Origin of the sequence: Agromyces sp. Marseille-P2726, assembly GCF_902809835.1 — a bacterium.
Classification (GTDB): Bacteria; Actinomycetota; Actinomycetes; order Actinomycetales; family Microbacteriaceae; genus Agromyces.
In genome coordinates this window covers 107,516-129,996 of sequence record NZ_CADDWM010000010.1, presented here as the reverse complement: position 1 = coordinate 129,996, position 22,481 = coordinate 107,516, and the positions used below count along the sequence as shown (strand labels likewise).

Sequence of the window (22,481 nt, the reverse complement as noted above, 5' to 3'; positions counted from 1 at the left end):
CGGGCGGTGACACCCGCACTGCTCCCGTCGGAGCAGCCGGCGCTCGGGCGCCTACTCGCGCCAGCCCGGAGCGACGAGCCCCGACTCGTAGGCCACGACGACCAGGTGCACCCGATCGCGGGCCTGCAGCTTCGTCATGATCCGCGACACATGGGTCTTCGCCGTGAGCGGGCTCAGCACGAGCTCGGCCGCGATCTCGTCGTTGGTGAGCCCGTGACCGACGAGCCGAAGCACCTCGCGCTCACGCTCGGTGAGGGACCGGAGCCGCCCCTCGTCGGGCGCGTCCCGGAGACCGACCGCCATGCGCTCGAGCAGGCGCTTCGTGACGCCCGGCGAAAGGAGCGCCTCGCCGTTCGCGACCGCGCGCACGGCACGGATCAGGTCGACCGGTTCGGTGTCCTTCACGAGGAATCCGCTCGCGCCGGCGCGCACCGCTCGGGCGACGTACTCGTCGAGCTCGAATGTCGTGACGATGACCACGTGCACCCCCGCGAGCTTCGGATCGGCCGCGATCTGCTCCGTCGCCCACAGGCCGTCGCCGGCCGGCATCCGGATGTCCATCAACACGACGTCGACCGGCGTGCGGCGCAGCAGCGCCAGGAGCGCTTCACCGGTCGACGCCTCCCCGACCACCTCGACGTCGTCCTCCGCGTCGAGGAGGGCGCGGAACCCCGCCCGAACGAGGAGCTGGTCGTCGGCGAGGGCGACGCGAATCATGCGGTCGCCCGCCAGGGAAGACGTGCGGTGACGCGCGTGCCGCCGTGGGGTGAGCGGCCGATCTCGACGGACCCTCCGAGCAGAGCCGCACGCTCGCGCATCCCGAGGATGCCGCCGCCCTCGGGAGCGTCCGACATCCCGCGCCCGTCATCGTCGACCGTGACGAGCAGCTCCTCGTCCAGCCGCTCGACCGAGACCACCGCCCGAGTCGCTCCGCCGTGGCGTACGACGTTCGTGAGCGCCTCCTGCACGATGCGATACGCGGCGAACTGCGCGGGCCTGCCGGGCACGGCGCCGCCGAGCCGGTCGACGAGCTCCGCCTCGAATCCCGGCGCGCGAACACCCGCGACGAGGCGCGGCATCTCCGCGAGCTCCGCCTGCGGCGCGAGCGGCACATCGCCCTCGTTGCGGATGACCCCGAGCACGCTGCGCACCTCCTCGAGTGCGGTCTTCGAGGTCGCCTTGATGCTGCCGAGCGCTGATCGCGCCTGTTCGGGATCACGGTCCATGAGATGGAGTCCCACGCTGGCCTGCACGTTGATCTGCGACAGGGCGTGACCGATGACGTCGTGCAGTTCCCGGGCGATCCGCACGCGCTCGCGAGCCTCCGCCGTTCGACGGCGGCGAAGCGCCTCGGCCCGGTACTGGGCGACCCGTTCACGGCGCGTTCGCACGAACACCCCGACGCCGAAGCACGCGGCGAGGAGCACGGTCGTGAGGGCGATGCGGAACGGATGCCAATCGAGGCCGACCACCGACCCGAGCGCGATCGCTCCGACCCAGGCCACCACCACCGAGACGACGGCCCAGACGAGTGCGCCGCGGACGACCGCGAGCACGATGGCGAACGCGAGCGCGACGTAGGGCGGACCGAAGTCGGGCGTGAACAGCACGTCCATGAGGGCCGTGGCGGAGACGAACGCGACCGTCGGGCCGGGATGGCGCCGGGACGCGAGCAACGCCAGCGGCCCCGCGAGCGCGAGCGCCACGTGCGCCGCACCCGCGGCCCACCCGACGCGGAGCCACAGCGAGATGCCGATGGCCGCGGGCACCTGCACGAGGAGGCTGATGACGACGGGAGCCCAGAGCGTGAACGCCGGCGGCAGCCGGAATCGCTCGGGTCGTCCGTCCCATTCGGGTCGTCCGTCCCATGGTGGCACGGGCATTCCCCGATCGTAGCGCCGCGACATCCGTGCCGGATCGGTCCGGCGGACGCTCACGCCGTACTCCCGCAGGAGTACCTCAGAGCAGCGTCACCGGCTTCACGATGTCGGCGTAGATGAGCAGGGCGCTCATGCTGCCGAGGATCACGACCACGCCCAGCGTGATGGGCATGAGCTTCGCGAGATCGACGGGCCCGGGATCGGGGCGTCGGAAGAGCTTGGCGAATCCGCGGCGGATCGCCTCCCACAGGGCTCCGGCGATGTGACCGCCGTCGAGCGGGAGCAGCGGGATCAGGTTGAAGACGAAGAGCGCGACATTCAGCGATGCCAGAATGCCGACGAGTCCGGCCGCCTTCGAGGCGAGCGGGATCTCGTCGATGCTGGCGATCTCGCCGCCGAGCCGCCCGACGCCGACCACCGACAGCGGCCCGTTCGGATCCCGTTCGTCGGGACCGAACGCGGCGTTCCACACATCAACCATGCGCTGGGGCAGGTTCACGATGATCCCGGCCACCCCTGCGACGTTCTCGCCGACCATGGGGAGCACGGCCGTCGCGGGTTGCCGGACCGTCTCCGAGGCGGGCGCGATGCCGACGAAGCCGACCTTCACCGTGACCGGTTCGCCCGCGGCATCCGTCTCGACGACGCCGTTCTCGTCGACCGCGAACCGCTCGCTGAGCGCCGGCGTCACCGTCACCTCGGTCTCGGCGCCGTCGCGCTCGACCAGCATGGCGATCGGCTCATCGGGGTGCTCGCGGATGATTGCGCTCGATTCCGCCCACGTCCGGATCGGAGTGCCGTCGACGGAGACGATGCGGTCACCGGCACGCAGGCCCGCCTCGGCGCCGGGTGCGGCCGGATCGCCCGGCTCGCACGTCTGCCGCTCGCTGGTGGCGGGCAAGACGCACTCGTTGACGGAGGCGATCGTGGTGGAGGGCTGGGCGATGCCGAAGCCCATGAGCAGGACGCCGAAGAGCACGACGGCGAGCACGAGGTTCATCAGCGGGCCGCCGAGCATCACGATGATCCGCTTCCACACTGGAAGCCGGTAGAAGGCGCGGTGTTCGTCGCCGGGAGTGATCGACTCGCTGCTGGAGTCGCGGGCGTCCTGGACGAGTCCGCGGAAGAAGCCCGTCGAGTCGGCCTTCGCGCGTTCGCCCTTCGCGGGCGGGAACATGCCGATCATCGAGATGTAGCCGCCGAGCGGGATGGCCTTCACGCCGTACTCGGTCTCGCCGCCGCGCCGTGACCAGATCGTCGGCCCGAAGCCGATCATGTACTGCGTCACCTTGACCTTGAAGAGCTTGGCCGGCACGAGGTGCCCGATCTCGTGCAGGCCGATCGACACGGCGAGGCCGATCGCGATGATGACGACGCCGATCACGAAGGCGAGCACGGATTCCACCCGACGAGCGTACTGCGGGTGGCTTTGCGTCGGCTGTGGGCAGTCCCGCCGTGGCGAACCGCTGCGTGATCACCCCATGCGGCGCGTGATCCGGTCGTTCGCGGCTCGGCGGGCGGCGCGCTCGGCGGCGGCGAGCGATTCGACGCTGAGTGCGTCGCCGGATGCCTCGTGCGACTCGACCACGGCATGCACGGTGTCGACGATGTCGAGGAACGCGATGCGGCCCTCGTGGAACGCCGCCACGGCCTCCTCGTTCGCCGCATTGAAGACGGCGGGATACTCGCCGCCGGCGCGGCCGACCTGCTTCGCGAGCGCCACAGCCGGGAACGCGACCGAGTCGAGCGGTTCGAACGTCCAGCTCGCCGCCTTCGACCAGTCGAGCGGCGTTCCGGCGGCCGCGACGCGGTGGGGCCAGTCGAGTCCGAGCGAGATCGGCAGCCGCATGTCGGGCGGCGACGCCTGCGCGATCGTCGAGCCGTCGACGAACTCCACCATCGAGTGCACGATCGACTGCGGATGCACCACGACCTCGATGCGGTCGTACGCGACGTCGAAGAGCAGGTGCGCCTCGATCACCTCGAGCCCCTTGTTGACGAGCGTGGCCGAGTTCGTGGTGACGGCGAGCCCCATGTCCCAGGTCGGGTGCGCGAGCGCCTCGGCCGGCGTGACCCCGGCGAGCTGTTCTCGCGTGCGACCGCGGAAGGGACCCCCGGATGCGGTGAGCACGAGGCGACGCACCTCGTCGTCGGTGCCCGCTCGGAGCGCCTGCGCGATCGCGGAGTGCTCCGAGTCCACCGGCACGATCTGGCCGGGCGCGGCGAGCCGGGTGACGAGGTCGCCGCCCACGATGAGCGATTCCTTGTTCGCGAGCGCGAGGGTGCTGCCACGTCGCAGCGCCGCCAGCGTCGGCGCGAGACCGACCGACCCCGTGATCCCGTTGAGCACCACGTCGGCGTCGGCATCGCGAACGAGTTGCACCGCCTCGTCGATGCCGACGGCGGTGTGCTCGACCGAGAACTCCGCCGCCTGCTCCGCCAGCAGCACGCGATTGGAGCCGACCGCGAGCCCGACGACGTCGAAGCGCCGCGGATTGGCTCGGATCACGTCGAGCGCCTGGGTGCCGATCGAACCCGAGGAACCGAGGATGATGACGCTGCGCACGGTCCCACCCTACGGGGCACCGGTCCCACTCCACGGGGCGCGGGTGTCGCTCCCGCCTGCGCCGTCGCTCAACCGATGACGGCGACGGATGCCACGCGGTCGCCCGGTACCGGCACGTCGTGGAACCGAACCCGCTGCCACACCGAATCGAACTCGGGTGCGCTCCGGGCGATGCGCCCCTCGCCGCCGTCGGCACCCGGGATCGTCAACGCGAGTCGAGACGGCTCGAGGAAGTCGGAGTGCCCCACCGCGCGAAGGAAGGCGGTCTTGCGAGCCCAGAGCGCCGCCCGCACGAGCGGACGCCGGGTCGGATCGAGTTCGTCGAGCGCATCGCGTTCGCTCGCGTGGAAGGCCGCCTCGTCGATGACGACACCCGGGTCGAGGGTCGCGGGTTCCATGCCCACTCCGAGCGGATGCCGCGTCGTCGCCGCGGCGAGCACCGCATCGCCGCACACCGCGACGTCGGCGTACCAGGGCGCGCCCGACGGCGTCAGCGGATAGCCGATGGCGACGCGGCCATGACGCGCCCCGCACACGGCGCAGGCGTGCACGAGTTCCACGTCGTCGGCAGGGACGCCCGACACCTCGCCGACGAGTCCGCGCAGGGTCGCGCCGGCCGACGGCGGGCGCCGGCTGCCCGTGACCATGAGCACGCGGATCCCGGCCTCCGCGAGCTCGACCAGCTGGCCGTCGGTCGACACGTCCATGCGGCCATGGTATGCCGAGCCGGGAATACCGCCGCGCCTATCGTCGGAGGGTGAGCGAGATCGAAACCGACGCGGCGCGAGCACCCGTTCGGCAGGGTCCGATCTACCGCATCGTCCGCGGCATCCTGCGACCGCTCGTCCACCTCGTCTACCGCCCGGTGATCACCGGCGCCGAGCGGGTGCCGAAGCACGGCCCGGTCATCTTCGCCAGCAACCACCTGTCGTTCGTCGACAGCATCGTGATCCCGCTCGCATCGCCGCGGCCCGTGCAGTTCCTGGCCAAGTCGCACTACTTCACGGGCACGGGCATCTCGGGCTGGCTCTCCCGCACGTTCTTCGGCGCCATCGGCGCCGTGAGCGTCGAGCGGGGCGCGGGCGCGCAGGCCCAGACGGCGCTCGACCAGGGCCGTCGCATCCTCGAATCGGGCGCCGCCTTCGCCCTCTACCCCGAGGGCACGAGGTCGCTCGACGGCCGTCTCTACCGTGGGCGCACCGGCGTCGCATGGCTGGCGCTCGAGACGGGCGCCACGGTCGTGCCGGTCGGCCTCGTCGGCACGCAGGAGATCCAGCCGGTCGGCGCGAAGCTGCCGCGCGTGCGGCCGGTGACGGTGCGCTTCGGTGCGCCCATCGACCTCTCGCGGCACGGTCCGGCGTCGTCGGGCCGGGCGCGGCGGGCGGCCACGGACGAGATCATGGCGGCCATCCAGGAGCTCACCGGCCAGGAGCCGGCGAATCGCTACAACGAGGCCCCGCCGCAGGGGGCGCTCGCGAAGCTCGCCGACCGCGTCGTGCCGCGAGAGCGCGTGTAGACCCGATTCCCAGCCGCGGTTCGAGCACGCCCGGTATCGTCGTCGCCGATGAGCATCACCAAGGTCGCCGGAGCCGCCGCAGCCGCTCTCGCGGCGCTCGCCCTGGCCGCCTGCTCGGCGCCGGGCGAGGCGACGCCGTCGCCCACCCCCGCAGCGACGGCCGAGGCCCAGGAACGGCCGACCTCGGAGTTCGATCCGGGCTTCATCGTCAGCGACGACGCGTTCTTCGACAGCTCGGCCATGGACGAGGACGACATCCAGGCCTTCCTCGAGTCGGTGCCGTGTCGGCCCGATGAGGATGTGCGGTGCCTCGCCGACCACCGCCAGACGACCACGACCCAACCTGCCGAGGGCGACGGCCACTGCTCCGAGTACCGTGGCGGCATCCGGGAGCGTGCCAGCCGGATCATCGCGAAGGTGTCGGTCGCGTGCGGGATCAGCCCGCAGACCCTGCTCGTGCTGCTGCAGAAGGAGCAGTCGCTGCTCACGCGACCGACGGTGTCGGGGTACGAGCGTGCGACCGGCTACGGATGCCCCGACACCGCCGACTGCGACACGAAGTACTTCGGCTTCTTCAACCAGGTGTACAACGCCGCCTGGCAGTTCCGGCAGTACACGGAGCAACCCGACCGCCGCTTCCACGTCGGCACCGTCGACGTCGGGTACCACCCCGATGCCGCCTGTGGCGCCTCCCCCGTCGAGATCCGCAACCAGGCCACCGCGAACCTCTACAACTACACGCCGTACCAGCCGAGCGATGCGACGCTCGCCGACCCCGACTCGGGCGACGCCTGCTCGGCCTTCGGCAACCTCAACTTCTGGCGCATCTGGCATCGCTGGTTCGGCGACCCCGAGGCCGAGCGGCTCCCCTCGTTCTTCCCGCCCTGCTCGCGGCTCGTCGGCGGTGAGGCGTGCCCACCCGCCACGGTGCCGTCGGTCGGCTGATCCCGGCCGGAGTCAGTCGGCGACGACGGCGACCGGCTTGTGATGCACCGGGAACGCGACCGATGCCGCGATGAAGCACTTGTCGGATGCCTCGGCGTGGATCTCGTCGGCGAGCGCCAGCATCGTGGCGTCCGCCACCACCACCCTGGGCCGGAGCGTCGCCTCGATGAAGGCGCCGCCACCGCGTCCGTCCTCGACCATGGTTCCCGTCGCGGCATCGGTGTACCCGCGCACGATCACGCCGTGCCGAGTCGCGACATGCAGGTACGAGAGCATGTGGCACTGGCTGAGCGCGGCGAGCAGCAGCTCCTCGGGATTCCATCGTTCGCGGTCGCCGTGGAACACGCGATCGCTCGAGCCGTCGAGATCGTGCGTCTTCCCCGGAGCCCGCACGACGTGCTGGCGTCCGTACGCCCGGTAGTCCGCCGTTCCCTCCCCACGATCGCCGAGCCATTCGACCTCGACCTCGTACCGGTGTTCGCCGAGCATGCCGTCGCCTCCGATCAGTGGGTCGCGTCATCCGATTCTGCACGGTCGGCGGCCTCGGCGGCCATGCCCCACCGGGATAGGCTTAGCCCATCATGACTGACACCCAGATCCCTGCAGAGACCGCGTCCGCGCCCGTGTATTCCGTGCCGCAAGAACGCCGGATCGTGACTGCCGTCCCGGGTCCGAAGTCCGAGGAACTGCATGCCCGGCGATCGAAGGTCGTCTCCTCGGGCGTGTCCTCCGCCCTGCCCGTGTACATCGAGCGCGCGAACGGGGCGATCCTCGTCGATGTCGACGGCAACCAGTTCATCGACTTCGGCGCGGGCATCGGCGTGACCACCATCGGCCACACCGAGCAGCGCGTCGTCGCCGCGGCCGCCGACCAGCTGCAGGACGTCATCCACACGCTGTTCACCATCACGCCGTACGAGGAGTACGTGCGCGTCGCCGAGCTCCTCGCCACCCACACCCCCGGCCGCTTCGAGAAGAAGTCCGTGCTCGTCAACTCGGGTGCCGAGGCCGTCGAGAACGGGGTGAAGATCGCACGCAAGTTCACCGGTCGTCGGGCGGTCGCGGTACTCGACCACGCCTATCACGGCCGAACGAACCTGACCATGGCCATGAACTACAAGGCCCATCCGTACGCCACGGGCTACGGCCCCTTCGCGGGCGACGTCTACCACGCGCCGAGCTCGTATCCCTACCGCGATGGCCTGTCGGGCCAGGATGCCGCGGCGCGAACGATCGCCTACCTCGAGAAGGTCGTCGGGGCGAGCGATCTCGCCTGCCTCGTCGTCGAGCCGATCCAGGGCGAGGGCGGGTTCATGGTTCCCGCCGACGGTTTTCTGCCGACCCTGCAGTCGTGGTGCACCGAGAACGGCGTCGTGATGATCGCCGACGAGATCCAGAGCGGTATGGCCCGCACAGGCCGGTACTTCGCGAGCGAGCACTTCGAGTGGGTTCCCGACCTGGTGCTTTCCGCGAAGGGCATCGCCGGGGGTCTGCCGCTCGCCGCCGTCACGGGCCGGGCGGAGATCATGGACGCGTCGCACCCCGGCGGACTGGGCGGCACGTTCGGGGGCAACCCGGTGGCATGTGCCGCGGCGGTCGCGGTCTTCGAATCGATCGAGTCGAACGGGCTGCTCGCCGAGGCCGACCGCATCGGGTCGAGCCTGAAGGCCGGCCTCGAGCGGTTGAAGCAGCGCTACGACGTCATCGGCGACATCCGCGGCAGAGGCGCGATGATCGCGATCGAGCTCGTGCAGCCGGGCACGGGCGACAGTACCAAGGTGCCGAACCCCGACGCCGTCTCGCGCCTCGTCGCCCACGCGGCGCAGCACGGCGTGCTCTTCCTGAGCGCGGGCACGTGGGGCAACGTGCTGCGCTTCCTCCCGAGCCTCGCCGTGAGCGACTCCCTCATCGACGACGCACTGCACGTGCTCGACGACGGCTTGGCGTCGCTCGGGTAGCGCGGTGCCCGGCACATTCTCCGTCACCGACGCCGTCGAACTCGCCGTGGTCGAGCGCAGTGGTTTCATCGAGTCCAGGCACGCCGGTTCTGCCGTCGTGCTCTCCCCCGAGGGCGAGGTCGTGCGTGCCCTCGGCGACATCCGCACCCCCACGTTCCCGAGGTCGTGCCTGAAGCCGTTCCAGGCGGTGGCCGTGATGACGTCGGGGGTGACGCTTCGCGGTGAGGACGCCGCGATCGCGACGGCGAGCCACTCGGGCACGGCGGCGCACGTCGCCCTCGTGCGCGGCCTGCTCGACCGGGCGTCGCTCCCCGCCTCCGCTCTCGGCTGCCCTCCGGCGGCGCCGACCGACCAGGCGGCACGCGAGGAGCTCCTGCGCCGTGGCGGGTCGCGCGAACGCGTGTACATGAACTGCTCCGGCAAGCATGCGGCGATGCTCTTGGCCTGCGTCGCGAACGGCTGGCCGCTCGACGGCTACCTCGACCCCGCGCATCCGCTGCAGAAGCGCATCCTCGACGTGGTCGAGCGGTTCACCGGCGAGCGACCAGCGGCCACCGCGGTCGACGGATGCGGCGCCCCCGTGCACGCCGTCAGCCTGTACGCGCTGGCGAGAGGCGTGCAGAAGATCACGACCGCTGCTTCCGCGTCGCCGTTCGCGCTGTTCCGCGAAGCCGCGGCGCTCACCGATGCCGTGCGCGAGCACGCTTGGGCGGTGGGCGGGCCGGGCCAGCCCGACTCCGTCGCGATCGAACGCCTGGGCGTGTTCGCCAAGGTCGGCGCCGAGGGGGTCATGGTGATGACCGCGCCCGACGGCACGACGACGGCGCTGAAGGTGCTCGACGGCTCCTCGCGAGCGTCGACCATCATCGCGCTCCGGCTGCTCGCCGGTGCCGGCGCAGTCGATGACGCCGCGGTCGACGAAGTGCAGACCGAGCTCGACCTCTGGGTCATGGGCGGCGAGCGCCGGGTCGGCGAGATCCGCGCCTCGGTCTGACCGCGGTGGTGAGCGGATGCCGCGGCAAACGTCGTGCTGCGGCACCCGCCCCCGTGCTCGGTTCGGGTCAGCCGAGCTTCGCGAGCCGTTTGGCTCGTGCCGCGCGCGAGACCTGCGCGACGATCACCAGGATCAGCGCGAAGAGGAACACCGCGGACGCGATGACGTTCGCCTCGGCCGGAATCCCGCGGGACGCGGAGATGTAGATGTACTTGGGGAAGGTCGAGACCGAGCCCGAGTTGAAGTTCGTGATGATGAAGTCGTCGAAGCTCAGCGCGAAGGACAGCAGCGCCGCCGCCAGGATGCCCGGGGTGAGCAGCGGGAAGGTGATCCGCCAGAACACCTGGGCGGGAGAGCCGTACAGGTCGCGACCGGCCTCCTCGAGGGCTGGGTCGAGGCTCGCAACGCGCGCCTTCACCGTGACCACGACGAAGCTGATGCAGAACATCGTGTGCGCCAGGATGATCGTCGTCATGTCCTTCGGAACACCGACCGCCAGGAACTGAGCGGCGAGACCCGCACCCAGCACGACCTCGGGCGTGGCCATCGGCAGGAACAGCAGCAGGCTGATCGAGGAGCGCGCGCGGAACCGGTACCGCACCAACGCGATGGCGATCATCGTGCCGAGTGCCGTCGCGACGACGGTGGCCACGAGGCCGATGACGATGCTGTTCCCGAAGGCCTCGCAGACGGCGCCGCCCTCGACGTTGCACACGTTCAGCCACTTGTCGAGGGTGAATCCGCGCCACGCGATGTTCGACTTGATCGAGTCGTTGAAGGAGAACACGAACGTGTAGGCGATGGGGATCAGCAGGAACACGAACGCGATGACCGCGTAGGCGGGCAGGAGCCAGTCGCCGAGTCCGATGCGCCGATCGCGAGGGCGCCTCGGAGGTCGGCGGTCCTCGAGTTGTTCGCCCTCGGCGAGTCCGCCGAGGACGGCGGCGGCCTGGACTTCGCCACTCACAGCAGGTCCTCCGTTCCGGAGCGCTTCACGTAGACACCGACGAACACGAGGATCACGGCCATGAGGATGATCGAGAGCGCCGCGGCCGCAGGATAGTTCTGCAGCACGAGGAAGTTGGCCTCGATCACGTTGCCCATCATCTGCGTGTCGGGCCCACCGAGGAAGTCGCGACTCGCGTTGATGTAGTCGCCCGCAGCCGGGATGAACGTGAGCAGCGTTCCGGCGACGATGCCCGGCATGGAGAGCGGGATCGTGATCTTGCGGAACACCGTGAAGGCGTTCGCGTAGAGATCGCTGCCGGCCTCGAGGTACCGGGTGTCGAGGCGCTCGAGCGTCGAGTACAGCGGCAGAGTCATGAAGGGGATGAAGTTGTAGGTGAGGCCGAAGATCACGGCGAACGGCGTGCCGGTGAAGTGGCCGTCGGGCGCCATGAGCGACAGCGCCTTCAGCGAGGTGATGATGAAGGACTCGTCGGAGAGGATCTGCTTCCACGCCAGCGTACGCAGGAGGAAGCTGATGAAGAACGGGGCGATCACGAGCACGAGCATCAGGCTCTGCAGGAGCGGCCAGCGTCGTGCCTTGACCCCGATGAAGTAGGCCAGCGGGTAGCTGAACAGCAGCGCCAGCACCGTCGCCACGAGCGCATAGCCGAACGAGCGCAGGATGTGCGGGAGGTACGCCTCCACGACCGCCACGTAGTTCTGCCAGTTGAACGCGTAGTCGTACTGGCCGATGTCGCCGAACTCGCTCGGCGCCTGCAGGGAGGTCAGCACGAGCGACACGAGCGGCGTCAGGAAGAACAGGACGAGGTAGAGGATGCCCGGCAGGAGCAGGAACAGCGCGATACGGCTCCTGCGCTTCGGTGCCTGCGGCAATGCCTCCGCCGTCGCGAACGCTGCGAAGGCCATCGTCAGTTCTCCTCGAGCTCCGTGACGAGCGCTTCGCGCTGTTGCACGGCGATGGAGCGCGTGGAGGCGTCGGCCGGGAATCGGCCGGCCTCGGCGGGATCGTCGTCGAGGCCGAAGCCGTGCTCGACGTCCCAGCTGACCCACACCTCGTCACCGACGGCGGCCGCCGGGCCCATGCCGACGTTCTGCGCGAACACGAGGACGGTTCCGAGTCCGGGCGTCTCGATGATGTACTGCGTGCTGACGCCCGAGAACGAGACGTCGATGATCCGACCCGGGCCGAGAAGGTTGCGATCGGGGGTCGCCGTGGGTTCCTCGAGGTGGAGCACAACCTTCTCGGGTCGCACGCCGACGGTGACCTCGCCCTGGTGGCGCTGCGCTCGTGCGGTCGGCACGACGATGCGGGAACCGCCCGCTTCGACGGTGATGGCGGCGCCGGTCGTCGCCACCACCGCGCCCGTGAACAGGTTCGACTGGCCGAGGAAGTTGGCGACGAACGTGGTGCGCGGCAGCTCGTAGAGCACCTCGGGCGCGCCCATCTGCTCGATGGCGCCCTTGTTCATGACGGCGACGGTGTCGGCCATGGTCATGGCCTCCTCCTGGTCGTGCGTGACATGGAGGAACGTGAGGCCCACCTCCTCCTGAATGCTCTTCAGCTCGAGCTGCATCTGCCGGCGCAGCTTCAGGTCGAGTGCACCGAGCGGCTCGTCGAGCAGCAGGAGCGCGGGCCGGTTGACGATCGCACGAGCGAGCGCCACCCGCTGCTGCTGCCCGCCCGAGAGCTGCTGCGGCCGCCGTTGCGCGAGGTGATCCAGTTCGACGAGTCGGAGCGCCTCGTGCGCCTTGCCGAGCGGGTCGCCGATACGACGGCGCTTCAGCCCGAACGCGACGTTCTCGAGCACCGTCATGTGCGGGAAGAGCGCGTAGCTCTGGAACACGGTGTTGACCGGTCGCTGGTGCGACTTCGTCGCGGTGACGTCTTTGCCGCCGATGAGGATGCGACCCTGCGTGGGTTCCTCGAGGCCTGCGACGAGGCGCAACGTCGTGGTCTTGCCGCAGCCCGAAGGGCCGAGGAGGGCGAAGAACGAACCGGCGGGGATCGTGAGGTCGAGGGACTCGATCGCCGTGAATCCGGGGAACCGCTTCTGGATCCCGACGAGTTCGAGATCGGCGCCGCGCTCGGCGAACTCTCGTACGACCATGGTCACGCGCCCAGCAGGATGCTCTGGAACTCGGCCTGGTACTTCTGCTCCTCCGCTCCGCTCAGCGAACGGAAGATGTGCGCCGTCGAGAGCGTCTGCTCGTTCGGGAAGATGAGCTGGTTCTCGGCGAGTTCGGGATCGATCGCGATCGCGGCCTCCTTGGCACCGACGACGGGGGTGATGAAGTTCACCCAGGCGGCGACCTCGGCGGCGACCTCGGGCTCGTAGTAGTAGTTGATGAGCGTTTCGGCGTTGGTCTTGCGCGGCGAGCCGATGGGGACCAGGAAGTTGTCGTTCCAGAGGGTGCCGCCTGCCGAGGGGATCGCGAACTCCCACTTGTCGCCCGCCTCGGCGTTGAGGACCGTGATGTCGCCGGACCACACGATCGCCGCGAGCGTGTCTTCGCTCTTGAGGTCCTCCAGGTACGAGTTGCCCTTGATGTTCCGCACCTGGCCGCTCTCGACCTGCTCCCGCAGGATCTCGATCGACGCCGAGTACTCCTCATCGCCCCAGTCGCCCGAGATGTCGACACCGTTGTCGAGCATGATGCAGCCCATGGTGTCGCGCATCTCGGAGAGCACGCCGACGCGGCCCTTGAGCGACGAATCCCAGAGGTCGGACACGCTCTCGAGGCCTCCGGGAATGGCCTCCTTGTTCCAGGCGATGCCGGCGAAGCCGCCCTGCCACGGGATCGAGTGGGCGCGCCCCGGGTCGAAGTCGGGCTCGCGCAACGACGGGGTGAGGTTCGAGAGGTTCGGGATGTTGTCGTGGTCGAGTTCCTGCGTGTACCCGAGGCGGATCCAGCGCGAGACCATCCAGTCGGTGAGGCACACGGTATCGGCGCCGATGTCCTGGCCGAGGGCGAGCTGGTCCTTGACCTTGCCGTAGTACGTGTTGTTGTCGTCGACCGCGACCTCGTAGTTGACGGAGATGCCCGTCTCTTCGGTGAACGCGACCAGGGTCGGGTAGTTGCCGGCGTCGTCTTCGTCGATGTAGGCCGCCCAGTTCGCCCAATTGAGCGTCTTGTCACTCGAGGACTTGTCGGCCGCCGCGCTCGGTCGCGCCTCACCGCTCCCGGTCGAACAGGCGGCCAGAGCCAGCGCCGACGCCCCGGCACCGGCGCCGGCGAGCAGCGCACGGCGGTTCAACTGGGCCCTGCGCGCGGAAGCGATCAGCGAACGGATCATCGGGTCTTCGGGAAGGGGTCGAGCGGTCACGGGGAACTCCATTCGGAACGCAGACACGTGCTGGGGGTGCGTAGATCCTGCCACACGGCGAGCCGAGATTCACGAGATCATGACCGAATCGTTAATTTTCTGCCGGATGCGGTGCGGATTCAGTTTCGAGTCGCGGCTGGCGCCTCGGTTTCAGTCGTATCGGGACTCATCCACCAAGCACGTCGAACGGGTCCATGCCGCGGGATCACCCAGCACTGTGCGACGGGGTCGTCGAGCAGCGGAGGCAACCCGAGGTCCGACCCGAGGACGCGATACTCACGTGAACCGCCGTGCACCACGATCGTCGCGTCCTCCCTGAGCTGCGCCGCGAGGGGCCAGCTCGCCGCCCATGCGTCGGCGTCCCCGACGACCACGAGTCGATCGTCGTCATGGCTTCGGGAGGCGGCGAGCACTGCTCGTGCCGCGGCTTCACCGGTCGGCTCCAGCACGATGGGGTCCACGCCCGCGCGGAGTGCTCCCAGCGTCGCGGCATCCGTCTTGGGTGATCGTGAGACGACGAGGACCACGCGGGCCGTGTCGGCGAGGTCGAACGCCGGTATCACGGCGGCGGTGTGCCCAGCGGGCGGCGGAGCGGCGACGATCTGCAACCGCCGGCCTCGCCACTGGCCGGACCCGACCGGGTCGCCGGCTCGCCACAGCTCGCCGACGCCGCCGGAGTGCAGGAGATCCGAGCGCGTGGGCTGCCGCAGCAGCAGCGTCGTGCCGAACGCCTCGCGAACGCCCGACGGAAGTCGATGTGGCTGTGCGACCGCCGCCGCCACCGCGAAGCCGCAGGCCCGGCCCTCGCGAAGCACGGATTCGAGCAGGGACATCGCGGCGACCCGGTAGTCGTCTGGCCAGTCGCGGAAGCGAATGTCGAGATCATCGATCAGCATCACGCCGCGAGCCGTTCGGGTCCTGACCTGGTCGAGCAGGTCGTGCAGGGCGTCCCATTGCGAACTGCGCGGTCCGTGGAGCTGGACGACCGGGTCCGCCCTCGTGTCGCGTGCCGCCGCCCAGGCCACCGCCGCGAGTGCGGTGGCGCGACCGCTGCCCGACGAACCCGCGACGAGGAGGTGCCCCTCGACGGCCGGCGTCCAAGCGGCGAGCCCGTGCCGCTGCCGCTCGGGCTCATCGACGAGCCCGATGCCCCAGGTTCCGGCGGGCGCAGGCTCGGCGGCGTCGAACTCGACGAGCCGTGCGGGATCGAGTCGGTCGGGCAGCGGATCCGCCCACGGACGTCTCGCCACCGGGACGCCGGTGTTCGCCCTTCGAATCCTGTCGAGCGACGACGGGCCCGCCCTTGCGGACTGGAACGCCACGGGAAGTCCGTCACCCACGTCGGCGATGCCGCGTCCGGGAGTGTCGGATCCGATCGAGGCTGCGGCGTCGGTGCCGACGACCGCAACGCTGTCGGCGCGCTGCATCACTCGCAGCGACACGCGGATCGGGCAGTTCGCCGTCACCTGCTCGCGGACGACGCCATTCGGTCGTTGCGAGGCCAGGACGAGATGCACGCCCAGGGAACGCCCGCGGGCTGCGATGTCGGCGATCACCGTGCCGAGGTCGGGGAAGCGCTCGATCATCGCCTGGTACTCGTCGACGACGATCACGAGACGGGCGAGGTCGACGTCGGAGCCGAGGTCGACGATGTCGCGCACCCGTGCGTCACGGAGCACACTCTCGCGATGGCGCAGCTCGGCACGCAGGCTCTGCACGGCGCGCTCGGCCTCGGCCTCGTCGAGGTCGGTGACGATTCCGGCCACATGGGGCAGCTCGCGGAGCGGCTCGAACGCCGCGCCACCCTTGAAATCGATCAGGAGGAATGAGACGCGGCTCGGTCGATGGCTCGCCGCCATGGCCGCGACCCAGGCAAGGAGGAACTCGCTCTTGCCGCTGCCGGTCGTGCCTCCGACGATCGCATGCGGCCCCTTGGCGAGGTCGATCTCGAGCGGGCCGCGTGCGGTCATGCCGACCGCCGCCCGCAGAGACGATCGCGCTTCGGGCGATGAGACGGGCTGTGGCAGGTCGCCTAGTTCGCGGCCCCCCGACAGTGCACCGTCGTCGCGGCGGAGGCCCTCGCGCGCAGCCGCCGCGCCGACCGACCGCGCCCACGTCGCGGCCTCGGCCTCGGTGAGCAGCTCGGGCACCACGACCCGAGGGGCGATGCCGCGGAACTCGACGACGGCACGTCGCGGTCCGTGCACGACGACGACCGTCTCGAGCCCCGGCGGCAGTGCCACGAGATCGTCGGAAAGGGCGATCGTCGCGGCGTCGGGCCCGCGCGGGATCATGACCGTCGGGTCGACGACGCGGATGACACCACGATCATCGCGAGCGTGATGCGGAAGCAGGCCGGCCCACTCCCATGTCGACGTACCGGGGACCTCGACGCCGGCGCCGTCGGGACGGCAGCGGTGCGCCACCTGGACCAGCAGGGACCGGGCGAGCGCCTGGGCGAGCGGTGGCGGCCCGACGATGCCGATGCCCTTCGACGGCACGCCGAGCACCGGCGCGTCGAGCAGTCGACCCGCCGTCTCGAGCACCGCCCGATCGGTCTCGTCGACCGGTGCCCCGTCGATACGCAGGATGCTCGGCACCGCGCCACGCCCCAGCACGACCGGCCCCGACGAGCGGTCGCTCCAGTCGACCGACTGGCGCTCGACGATCGTGCGGGCCGACGGAGTACGCCGCCAGGCGTCGGCTCGCTCGGCCTCGTGTCGGGCAGCGATCGAGTCCCGCAACTCCTCGAGCCGCGATGCGCGCTCGGTCGCACCGCGTCGCTTCGAACGCCGCGCCTGCCGCCGGGCATCGAACACCGAGGCGACGGCGACGACCGGTCCGAGCGCGGCGAACGCCAGCGCGATCGGCGAACCGGTGACCAGCCACAACACCACCGCACCGGCCATCGGCGCGATGGTCGCGAGCAGCGGGAACGCGGCCGGCGCGGGAGCGGGCGGGTGCGGGGGCAGGGAGAGTGGGATGGCCGGAGCGGCGGGTTCCCGGAGCGGGGCAGGGTCCACTCCGTCATCCGACCACCGGGCGAAGAGGCGCGCGCTGCGTCATCCGTTCGGGTCTCACTCGCGCACGGCCGACTCCGGTTGGGGAGGATGAGTGCCCCGGGCCGTCCGCCCTCAGACGACGGTGAAGAACTGCTCCGCGAGTTCGACGCGGCTCCCGCGTGGGACGAGGTAGCGACGGCCGGGTTCGCATCGCAGGGCGCCGTCGTCGGGGCGACGGACGATGGTCCCGTTCCCGGAGAAGCGGTCGGCGATCCAGAGCAGCCCATCGTGCTCGCCGAACTCGAGATGGGTCTTCGAAACCGACAACGTCTCATCGGCGACCTGGACCAGGTGATCGAACGTCTCCCCGGGCTGCGGCAGCGGCTTCCGACCGATGAGCCCGGTGCCGAACACCGTGCGGGTCTCGCCCGTGCTGAAGGCGAGCACGAAGCGAGGCATCCCGCCGACGAAGTCACGACCGGCGCGCGGCTCGTCGACTTCGCCGATCCGGAGCTGCCGAACGGCATGGAACCCGTCGAGCGGGACGCTGATCACCCCGCTCTTCGGAGGGGACGATCGCTCGAATGCGGTGGTGTCACCCGGCCGCGGGTCCCATCGGCGCCTCGACTCGGGGGTCGCGCTCGTCGAGCTGCCGCAGTCGCCGCAGAACATCGCGTCTTCGGGGAGCTCCGCCCCGCAGATCCGGCACGTCACGGGGTCGCTCCTCTCCGCGTGAAAGCGTACCCGGTGAGCGAGGTGAGCGAGATCGCGGCGAGCAGCCGCTCACGACGACTGCGCGGCGCCGCGAGGCGCGCCTGCAGGTCGTCCACGCTGTCCCAGACCCGGACGTCGTCGCCGTCGGCCGGCCCATCGGGAGCGAACACCGCCCGGTCGACGACGGACGCGAGCACGAGCGGCGCGAGTCCCCCGACGGTGGCGGCCTGCTCGGCCCTCGTCGTGTTCGCCCGGATCGGATACCCGAAGTCGACGGCGGCATCGGCGAACTCCTGCCAACCGCCCTCGATCCGCTCGACCGGCGTCGCGGCGCGCCGTCGGAGGCGCCGGCGTCGCAGCTTGGCCACGAAGATCGCGAGGAACGGGCTGACGACCAGGGCGAGGCCGAGGAGCACCCACCCTGCGACGGTGAGCACCGCGAGGAGCACGCTCACCCAGGGTTCGATGTCGTCATCGCGGGGGTCGAGCGCGAGGTCGGGATCCGATCCCGGGTCATCGACGAGGGTTCGGTCGGCCGGCGGCGGCAGGGCCGACTGCGGTCGCGACACCACCGTCGGTTCGTCGGGCTCGGGCTCGGGGATGTCCTTCCCGATATCGGGGTTCGGGTCGACCGAGACCCACGCGCCATCCGATGTCTGCACCTCGATCCACGCCTGGAGCTGGCCGCTCCTGAAGGCGATCGCGGCCCCCGCGTCATCCTGAGGTTCCTGGGCCGGATCGGGAAGGTACCCGACGACCACACGGGCCGGGAAGCCGATCTGGCGGGCCATCAGGGCAGCCGCGACGGCGTACTGCTCGCCGTCCCCGACCATCGGTCGATCGGTCACGAGCTCCTCGAGCCGATCGAGGGCGTGACCGGATCGGTTCGGTGGTTGTCCGTCGACGCCGTGGCTCACGTATCCCTCGCGTTGGAACCCGGCGATGACCGCTTCGAGTCGTTCACCGGCGCTGCCCGACGCTGGTGCCCACTCGTCGAGGAGGCGCACGAGGTTGACGGGCAGCTCGGGCAGCGGGGGCAGCAGGGTCTGGCCGGGGCGGAGCTCCGACAGCCGATCCCCCGCGACCGGCACGACCGAGACCGCCGTGTACCGGTCGTCGGCTCGCAGGCCGGGCGCGACGGCGCCGGTTCCCGTCTCGGCGTTGTAGAAGTACGCGTCGCCGAGCTCCTCGGCGCGGGGCCCGCTGAACACGATCCGCTCGAGGTCGCCGAGCCCCGGGACCCAGACGTCGGAGTATCCGCGCACGGTCACGTCGAGCGTCACCCGATCAACGTCCTCGCCCACCTGGCCGGCGTCGGACTGGTCGAGCCGGTACGGCACGCGCGTGAAGCGTCCGGATGCCGCGGAGCCGTCGCCACCGCCGACCGAGTACACGATGCCGTCGTAGGTGTCGAGGGTCGCCACGCGAATGCCTGCACCCTCTGGGAGCCCGCGGACCTCGAGCATGACGTCATCGACGATCTCGCGCTCGAACGCCGCCCGGAAGCCGGCAAGAGGGCTCTGCTGGGACTGCGGTTCGAACGGGGGCTGCAGTTCGGCTCGGACGACGTTGCGGGCGGCCACCGGGAGGGCGACGGATGCCGCGGTGGCGCCGATGAGCGCGACCGCGACGATTCCCGACGCGCCGAGCACCCGTCGGGCGTCCGCAAGAGCCGCTTCCACGGGCCGCCCGGCCGTGATCGCACGGCGGTTCGCGATCGCGACCCGCACCAGCCAGGCGACGACGGCGATCAGGAACACGAGCCCAGTCTGGATGGCGAGGTCGTCGTGGACGACCCCGAGCGCGATCCCGCCGATGAGCAGCAGCGTCGGCGGGAGGACGGCAGCCGACGGCCGTCGACTCCGAAGGGCGATGGTGGTCGTCACCGTCGCGGCGATGAGGCCGAGGAGGAACGGCGGCACGAGCAACGCCTGGTAGGAACCGACCGGCACGGCGATGGTCACGAGCTGCTTCCATGACAGGGCGGTGGCGGCGAGCAGTTCGACGACCCCCTGCGCGGTGGGTGCGACGCCAGCGATGGCCCGGCCGGGCACCGCGGCCGGGACGCCGAGGACGAGATAGGCGCCGAACACCATGATCGCCACCGCCCACGCCGGCCAACGGAATGCGGCACCGGCCACACCGATCCCGCAGCCGGCGAGGATCGCGATGGCCGCCGCGACCACGAAGGCCCAGCTCTCGTAGATCGGCCACCACGGCACCATCGCGGCCGCGAGCATGAACACGAGCAGCACGACGGTGACCATCGTCGGCCAGAGCCGATCGGCACCCGCTGCACGTCGATGGGGGCTCATGCCACCGACGCCGATCTGACGAGCATCGCCCGGAGGTCTTCGAGGTACCCGATGCCGAACACCGTGAGCCCGGCGATGGTGCGAGCACGCGCGGCGCCCTCGGGCGAGCACTGCACGGCGATGGCCTCGACGCCCGACGGCAATCGTGAGGCCGCGGCTCGCAACGGCGCGACACCCCGGGATGTGCCGGTGACGAGGAACGCGAGCGACACGCCCGGCAGCTCCTCGGCCGCCGTGCGCGCGACATCGGGCAGCATCACCGACGCGTCGTCGCGCTCGACGAGGCACAGGGCGTCGAGCAGCCGATCCCGGGAGACCGTGGGCAGCTCGCGCATGCCGCTGCCGCGGCTCGCACCGTCGCGACCGCGCCCCGACACCACGAACGAAACGGTTCTCGCATCCCGGATCGCCCTCGCTCCCACGGACGCCGCCGCGCTCACGGCGAGCTCGAACTCCCCGTCGTCGGCGTAGGCGCCCGGGTCGAGATCGAGCAGCACCATGAGCCGGCTGCGCCGGGTCTCCTCGAACTGGCGCACCATGAACGTGCCCGTCTTCGCCGTGCTCTTCCAGTGGATGAACCGGCGGTCGTCGCCCCGGACGTACTCTCGAAGCGCGTGGAATGCGATGTCGCTCGCAGTGAGGTCCCGGGTCGGCGAGCCCTCGAGGTCGCGGATGAATCCGGTGCTCAGTGCCTCGATGGCGATGGTGCGCGGGTGGACGTGGAGCTCCACCGTCTGCGACCAGACGATCTCGCGACGGATGAGGCCGATGGGATCGGCGCGTACCGTCCGTGCAGGCCCGACCGGGATCACACCGCGCCGATCGGTCGGAATACGGAACTGCTCGTCGAACTCCCCGCCCCGCGGAAGGCCGGGAAGCACGCGCTCGATGATGCGCGGTCCCACGGGAACCTCGAGCTGCACGCCGCCGAAACGGCGCCGGCCCGGGTTCGTGGCCGTGATCCGCGCTTCGGCCTGATCTCCGACGACCACCCGGGGCGTCGGCAGGGCGAGTTCGATCGTCGACGCCCCGCGACCGATCAGCCAGACGGATGCCACGACGACGAGCACCGCGAGGCCCCATCCCACCGCGACGAACTCGATCCACCCCCACGTGTAGCCCACGAGGAGTGCGGCGATCGACCCGGCAACGACGGTCCATCCGAGCGGAGTGACGACGCCCTGCACCGCTCGCGCCCAGTGGACGAGCACGGCGGCGGCCGCGGCCATCCCGCGCACGGCGCGCGCGATCACGACCGCGAGCAGACCCTCTTTCCTGGGGTCCTCGGGGATCGCCGTTCGCGTCTGGATGAGGGTCACATGGCCTGCCTACTGGATGGCGGCGGCGTCTCGATGAGCACCTGCGCGATCATGTTCGATGCGGTCACACCGTCGAACTCCGCCTCGGGATCGAGGATCAGCCGGTGGGCGAGCACGGGCTCCGCCAGCGCCTTCACGTCGTCGGGAACCACGTAGTGGCGGCCGCGACCGGCAGCGTGCGACTTCGCCGCCCGGATGAGGGCGAGCGCACCGCGCACGCTCACGCCGAGCCGCACCTCTCTGGCCGTGCGGGTCGCGTCGACGAGCCGCGACACGTAGTCGTGGATCGTCGGGTCGACATACACGGTCCTGGCGAGCGCCGCCATCTCGATGACCTCCTCCGCATCGAGTTGGGCGGGGACGCGATGTTCGTGCGCCCGCTGGTCGGCGCCCTCGAGGATCCGGATCGTGGACGAGTGGTCGGGGTAGCCGATCGAGGAGCGCATGAGGAATCGGTCGAGCTGCGCCTCGGGCAGGCGGTACGTGCCCGCCTGCTCGACGGGATTCTGCGTCGCGATGACCATGAAGGGGCGGCCGACGGGATGCGTCTGCCCGTCGATCGTGACCTGCCCCTCCTCCATCACCTCGAGCAGTGCCGACTGGGTCTTCGGGCTCGCCCGGTTGATCTCGTCGGCGAGCACGATGCTTGCGAAGACGGGACCTGGGTGGAACTCGAAGGCGCCCGTTCGCTGGTCGTAGACCGTGACGCCCGTGATGTCGCCGGGAAGCAGGTCGGGAGTGAACTGCACCCGGTTGCTCGTGCCCGCTACCGACTGCGCCATCGCACGCGCGAGCGAGGTCTTGCCCGTGCCCGGCACGTCGTCGAGGAGGAGATGGCCTTCGCTGAGGAGCGCGGTGAACGCGAGGCGCACCACTCGGTTCTTGCCGAGCAGCACTTCCTCGACCGCGCCGACGAGGCGGTCGAGGTTCGCGGCGAACCGCGTCGCCTCCTCAGGGGTCATCGTCATGTCCGCTCCT

The 22,481-nt window shown here is 70.4% G+C and carries 19 protein-coding genes; 4 read left to right on the top strand and 15 right to left on the bottom strand.

What is annotated here, in order from left to right:
- Positions 1-51: 51 nt before the first annotated feature.
- The 5 genes from HUS56_RS03680 to HUS56_RS03660 form a co-directional block, all read right to left on the bottom strand.
- Positions 52-717 carry a response regulator transcription factor gene (locus HUS56_RS03680; RefSeq protein WP_173922035.1) on the bottom strand — a complete coding sequence of 222 codons (666 nt, stop codon included), beginning with the start codon at positions 715-717 and terminating at the stop codon, positions 52-54.
- Positions 714-1,883: a sensor histidine kinase gene (locus HUS56_RS03675; RefSeq protein ID WP_173922034.1), complete on the bottom strand. Its 1,170-nt coding sequence runs from the start codon at positions 1,881-1,883 to the stop codon at positions 714-716. Before HUS56_RS03675 ends, HUS56_RS03680 begins: the two co-directional genes overlap by 4 nt.
- 76 nt (positions 1,884-1,959) lie before the next feature.
- The gene (locus HUS56_RS03670; protein ID WP_254431271.1) at positions 1,960-3,285 is read right to left on the bottom strand and encodes an RIP metalloprotease; all 1,326 of its coding nucleotides are present in this window, start codon (positions 3,283-3,285) and stop codon (positions 1,960-1,962) included.
- A 69-nt stretch (positions 3,286-3,354) separates the two neighbouring features.
- Positions 3,355-4,446, bottom strand: coding sequence for a 1-deoxy-D-xylulose-5-phosphate reductoisomerase (gene dxr, locus HUS56_RS03665; RefSeq protein WP_173922033.1), 1,092 nt, complete (start codon positions 4,444-4,446; stop codon positions 3,355-3,357).
- A gap of 68 nt (positions 4,447-4,514) precedes the next feature.
- Positions 4,515-5,153, bottom strand: coding sequence for a 4'-phosphopantetheinyl transferase family protein (locus tag HUS56_RS03660; protein ID WP_173922032.1), 639 nt, complete (start codon positions 5,151-5,153; stop codon positions 4,515-4,517).
- Positions 5,154-5,203: 50 nt separating this feature from the next.
- Here HUS56_RS03660 and HUS56_RS03655 point away from each other — a divergent pair, with 50 nt between their 5' ends.
- A complete protein-coding gene (locus HUS56_RS03655) occupies positions 5,204-5,962 on the top strand; it encodes a lysophospholipid acyltransferase family protein (RefSeq protein ID WP_371808291.1) in 759 nt (252 codons plus the stop codon).
- A gap of 48 nt (positions 5,963-6,010) precedes the next feature.
- Complete coding sequence (locus HUS56_RS03650; RefSeq protein ID WP_173922030.1) at positions 6,011-6,907, top strand: hypothetical protein; 897 nt, start codon at positions 6,011-6,013, stop codon at positions 6,905-6,907.
- A gap of 12 nt (positions 6,908-6,919) precedes the next feature.
- Here the strand turns inward: HUS56_RS03650 and HUS56_RS03645 are convergent, their stop codons facing one another.
- On the bottom strand, positions 6,920-7,396 hold the full coding sequence (locus HUS56_RS03645) for an OsmC family protein (protein WP_173922029.1): 477 nt from the start codon (positions 7,394-7,396) through the stop codon (positions 6,920-6,922).
- Positions 7,397-7,488: 92 nt separating this feature from the next.
- On the opposite strand from HUS56_RS03645, the gene gabT reads away from it, so the two are divergent.
- Positions 7,489-8,865, top strand: coding sequence for a 4-aminobutyrate--2-oxoglutarate transaminase (gabT, locus tag HUS56_RS03640; protein ID WP_173922028.1), 1,377 nt, complete (start codon positions 7,489-7,491; stop codon positions 8,863-8,865).
- A gap of 4 nt (positions 8,866-8,869) precedes the next feature.
- Positions 8,870-9,859, top strand: coding sequence for an asparaginase (locus HUS56_RS03635; RefSeq protein ID WP_173922027.1), 990 nt, complete (start codon positions 8,870-8,872; stop codon positions 9,857-9,859).
- A gap of 67 nt (positions 9,860-9,926) precedes the next feature.
- Here HUS56_RS03635 and HUS56_RS03630 read toward each other — a convergent pair whose 3' ends face one another.
- The 9 genes from HUS56_RS03630 to HUS56_RS03590 all read right to left on the bottom strand — a co-directional run bounded on the left by HUS56_RS03630 (position 9,927) and on the right by HUS56_RS03590 (position 22,471).
- Entirely contained in the window at positions 9,927-10,727 is an 801-nt protein-coding gene (locus HUS56_RS03630; protein WP_173922169.1) for an ABC transporter permease, read from the bottom strand.
- A 95-nt stretch (positions 10,728-10,822) separates the two neighbouring features.
- Positions 10,823-11,734 (bottom strand): ABC transporter permease, encoded by a 912-nt coding sequence (locus HUS56_RS03625; protein WP_173922026.1) that lies wholly within the window; start codon positions 11,732-11,734, stop codon positions 10,823-10,825.
- A gap of 2 nt (positions 11,735-11,736) precedes the next feature.
- Entirely contained in the window at positions 11,737-12,936 is a 1,200-nt protein-coding gene (locus tag HUS56_RS03620; RefSeq protein WP_173922168.1) for an ABC transporter ATP-binding protein, read from the bottom strand.
- Positions 12,937-12,938: 2 nt separating this feature from the next.
- The gene (locus HUS56_RS03615) at positions 12,939-14,165 is read right to left on the bottom strand and encodes a spermidine/putrescine ABC transporter substrate-binding protein (protein WP_173922167.1); all 1,227 of its coding nucleotides are present in this window, start codon (positions 14,163-14,165) and stop codon (positions 12,939-12,941) included.
- Between the two features lie 107 nt (positions 14,166-14,272).
- Positions 14,273-17,176, bottom strand: coding sequence for an FtsK/SpoIIIE domain-containing protein (locus tag HUS56_RS03610; RefSeq protein WP_173922025.1), 2,904 nt, complete (start codon positions 17,174-17,176; stop codon positions 14,273-14,275).
- 111 nt (positions 17,177-17,287) lie between these two features.
- On the bottom strand, positions 17,288-17,710 hold the full coding sequence (locus tag HUS56_RS03605) for a hypothetical protein (protein WP_173922024.1): 423 nt from the start codon (positions 17,708-17,710) through the stop codon (positions 17,288-17,290).
- Positions 17,711-17,865: 155 nt separating this feature from the next.
- Positions 17,866-20,184 carry a transglutaminase domain-containing protein gene (locus HUS56_RS03600; RefSeq protein ID WP_173922023.1) on the bottom strand — a complete coding sequence of 773 codons (2,319 nt, stop codon included), beginning with the start codon at positions 20,182-20,184 and terminating at the stop codon, positions 17,866-17,868.
- On the bottom strand, positions 20,181-21,503 hold the full coding sequence (locus tag HUS56_RS03595) for a DUF58 domain-containing protein (protein ID WP_254431269.1): 1,323 nt from the start codon (positions 21,501-21,503) through the stop codon (positions 20,181-20,183). The genes HUS56_RS03600 and HUS56_RS03595 overlap by 4 nt, the downstream gene beginning before the upstream one ends.
- The gene (locus tag HUS56_RS03590; RefSeq protein ID WP_173922022.1) at positions 21,500-22,471 is read right to left on the bottom strand and encodes a MoxR family ATPase; all 972 of its coding nucleotides are present in this window, start codon (positions 22,469-22,471) and stop codon (positions 21,500-21,502) included. The genes HUS56_RS03595 and HUS56_RS03590 overlap by 4 nt, the downstream gene beginning before the upstream one ends.
- Positions 22,472-22,481 lie beyond the last annotated feature (10 nt).

Excerpts from the sequence above, each read along its gene's own strand:
- HUS56_RS03680 (WP_173922035.1), bottom strand. The coding sequence starts at position 717 with ATGATTCGCGTCGCCCTCGCCGACGACCAGCTCCTCGTTCGGGCGGGG.
- HUS56_RS03675 (WP_173922034.1), bottom strand. The coding sequence starts at position 1,883 with ATGCCCGTGCCACCATGGGACGGACGACCCGAATGGGACGGACGACCC.
- HUS56_RS03660 (WP_173922032.1), bottom strand. The coding sequence starts at position 5,153 with ATGGACGTGTCGACCGACGGCCAGCTGGTCGAGCTCGCGGAGGCCGGG.
- HUS56_RS03650 (WP_173922030.1), top strand. The coding sequence starts at position 6,011 with ATGAGCATCACCAAGGTCGCCGGAGCCGCCGCAGCCGCTCTCGCGGCG.
- HUS56_RS03645 (WP_173922029.1), bottom strand. The coding sequence starts at position 7,396 with ATGCTCGGCGAACACCGGTACGAGGTCGAGGTCGAATGGCTCGGCGAT.
- gabT (WP_173922028.1), top strand. The coding sequence starts at position 7,489 with ATGACTGACACCCAGATCCCTGCAGAGACCGCGTCCGCGCCCGTGTAT.
- HUS56_RS03625 (WP_173922026.1), bottom strand. The coding sequence starts at position 11,734 with ATGGCCTTCGCAGCGTTCGCGACGGCGGAGGCATTGCCGCAGGCACCG.
- HUS56_RS03620 (WP_173922168.1), bottom strand. The coding sequence starts at position 12,936 with ATGGTCGTACGAGAGTTCGCCGAGCGCGGCGCCGATCTCGAACTCGTC.
- HUS56_RS03615 (WP_173922167.1), bottom strand. The coding sequence starts at position 14,165 with ATGGAGTTCCCCGTGACCGCTCGACCCCTTCCCGAAGACCCGATGATC.
- HUS56_RS03600 (WP_173922023.1), bottom strand. The coding sequence starts at position 20,184 with ATGAGCCCCCATCGACGTGCAGCGGGTGCCGATCGGCTCTGGCCGACG.
- HUS56_RS03590 (WP_173922022.1), bottom strand. The coding sequence starts at position 22,471 with ATGACGATGACCCCTGAGGAGGCGACGCGGTTCGCCGCGAACCTCGAC.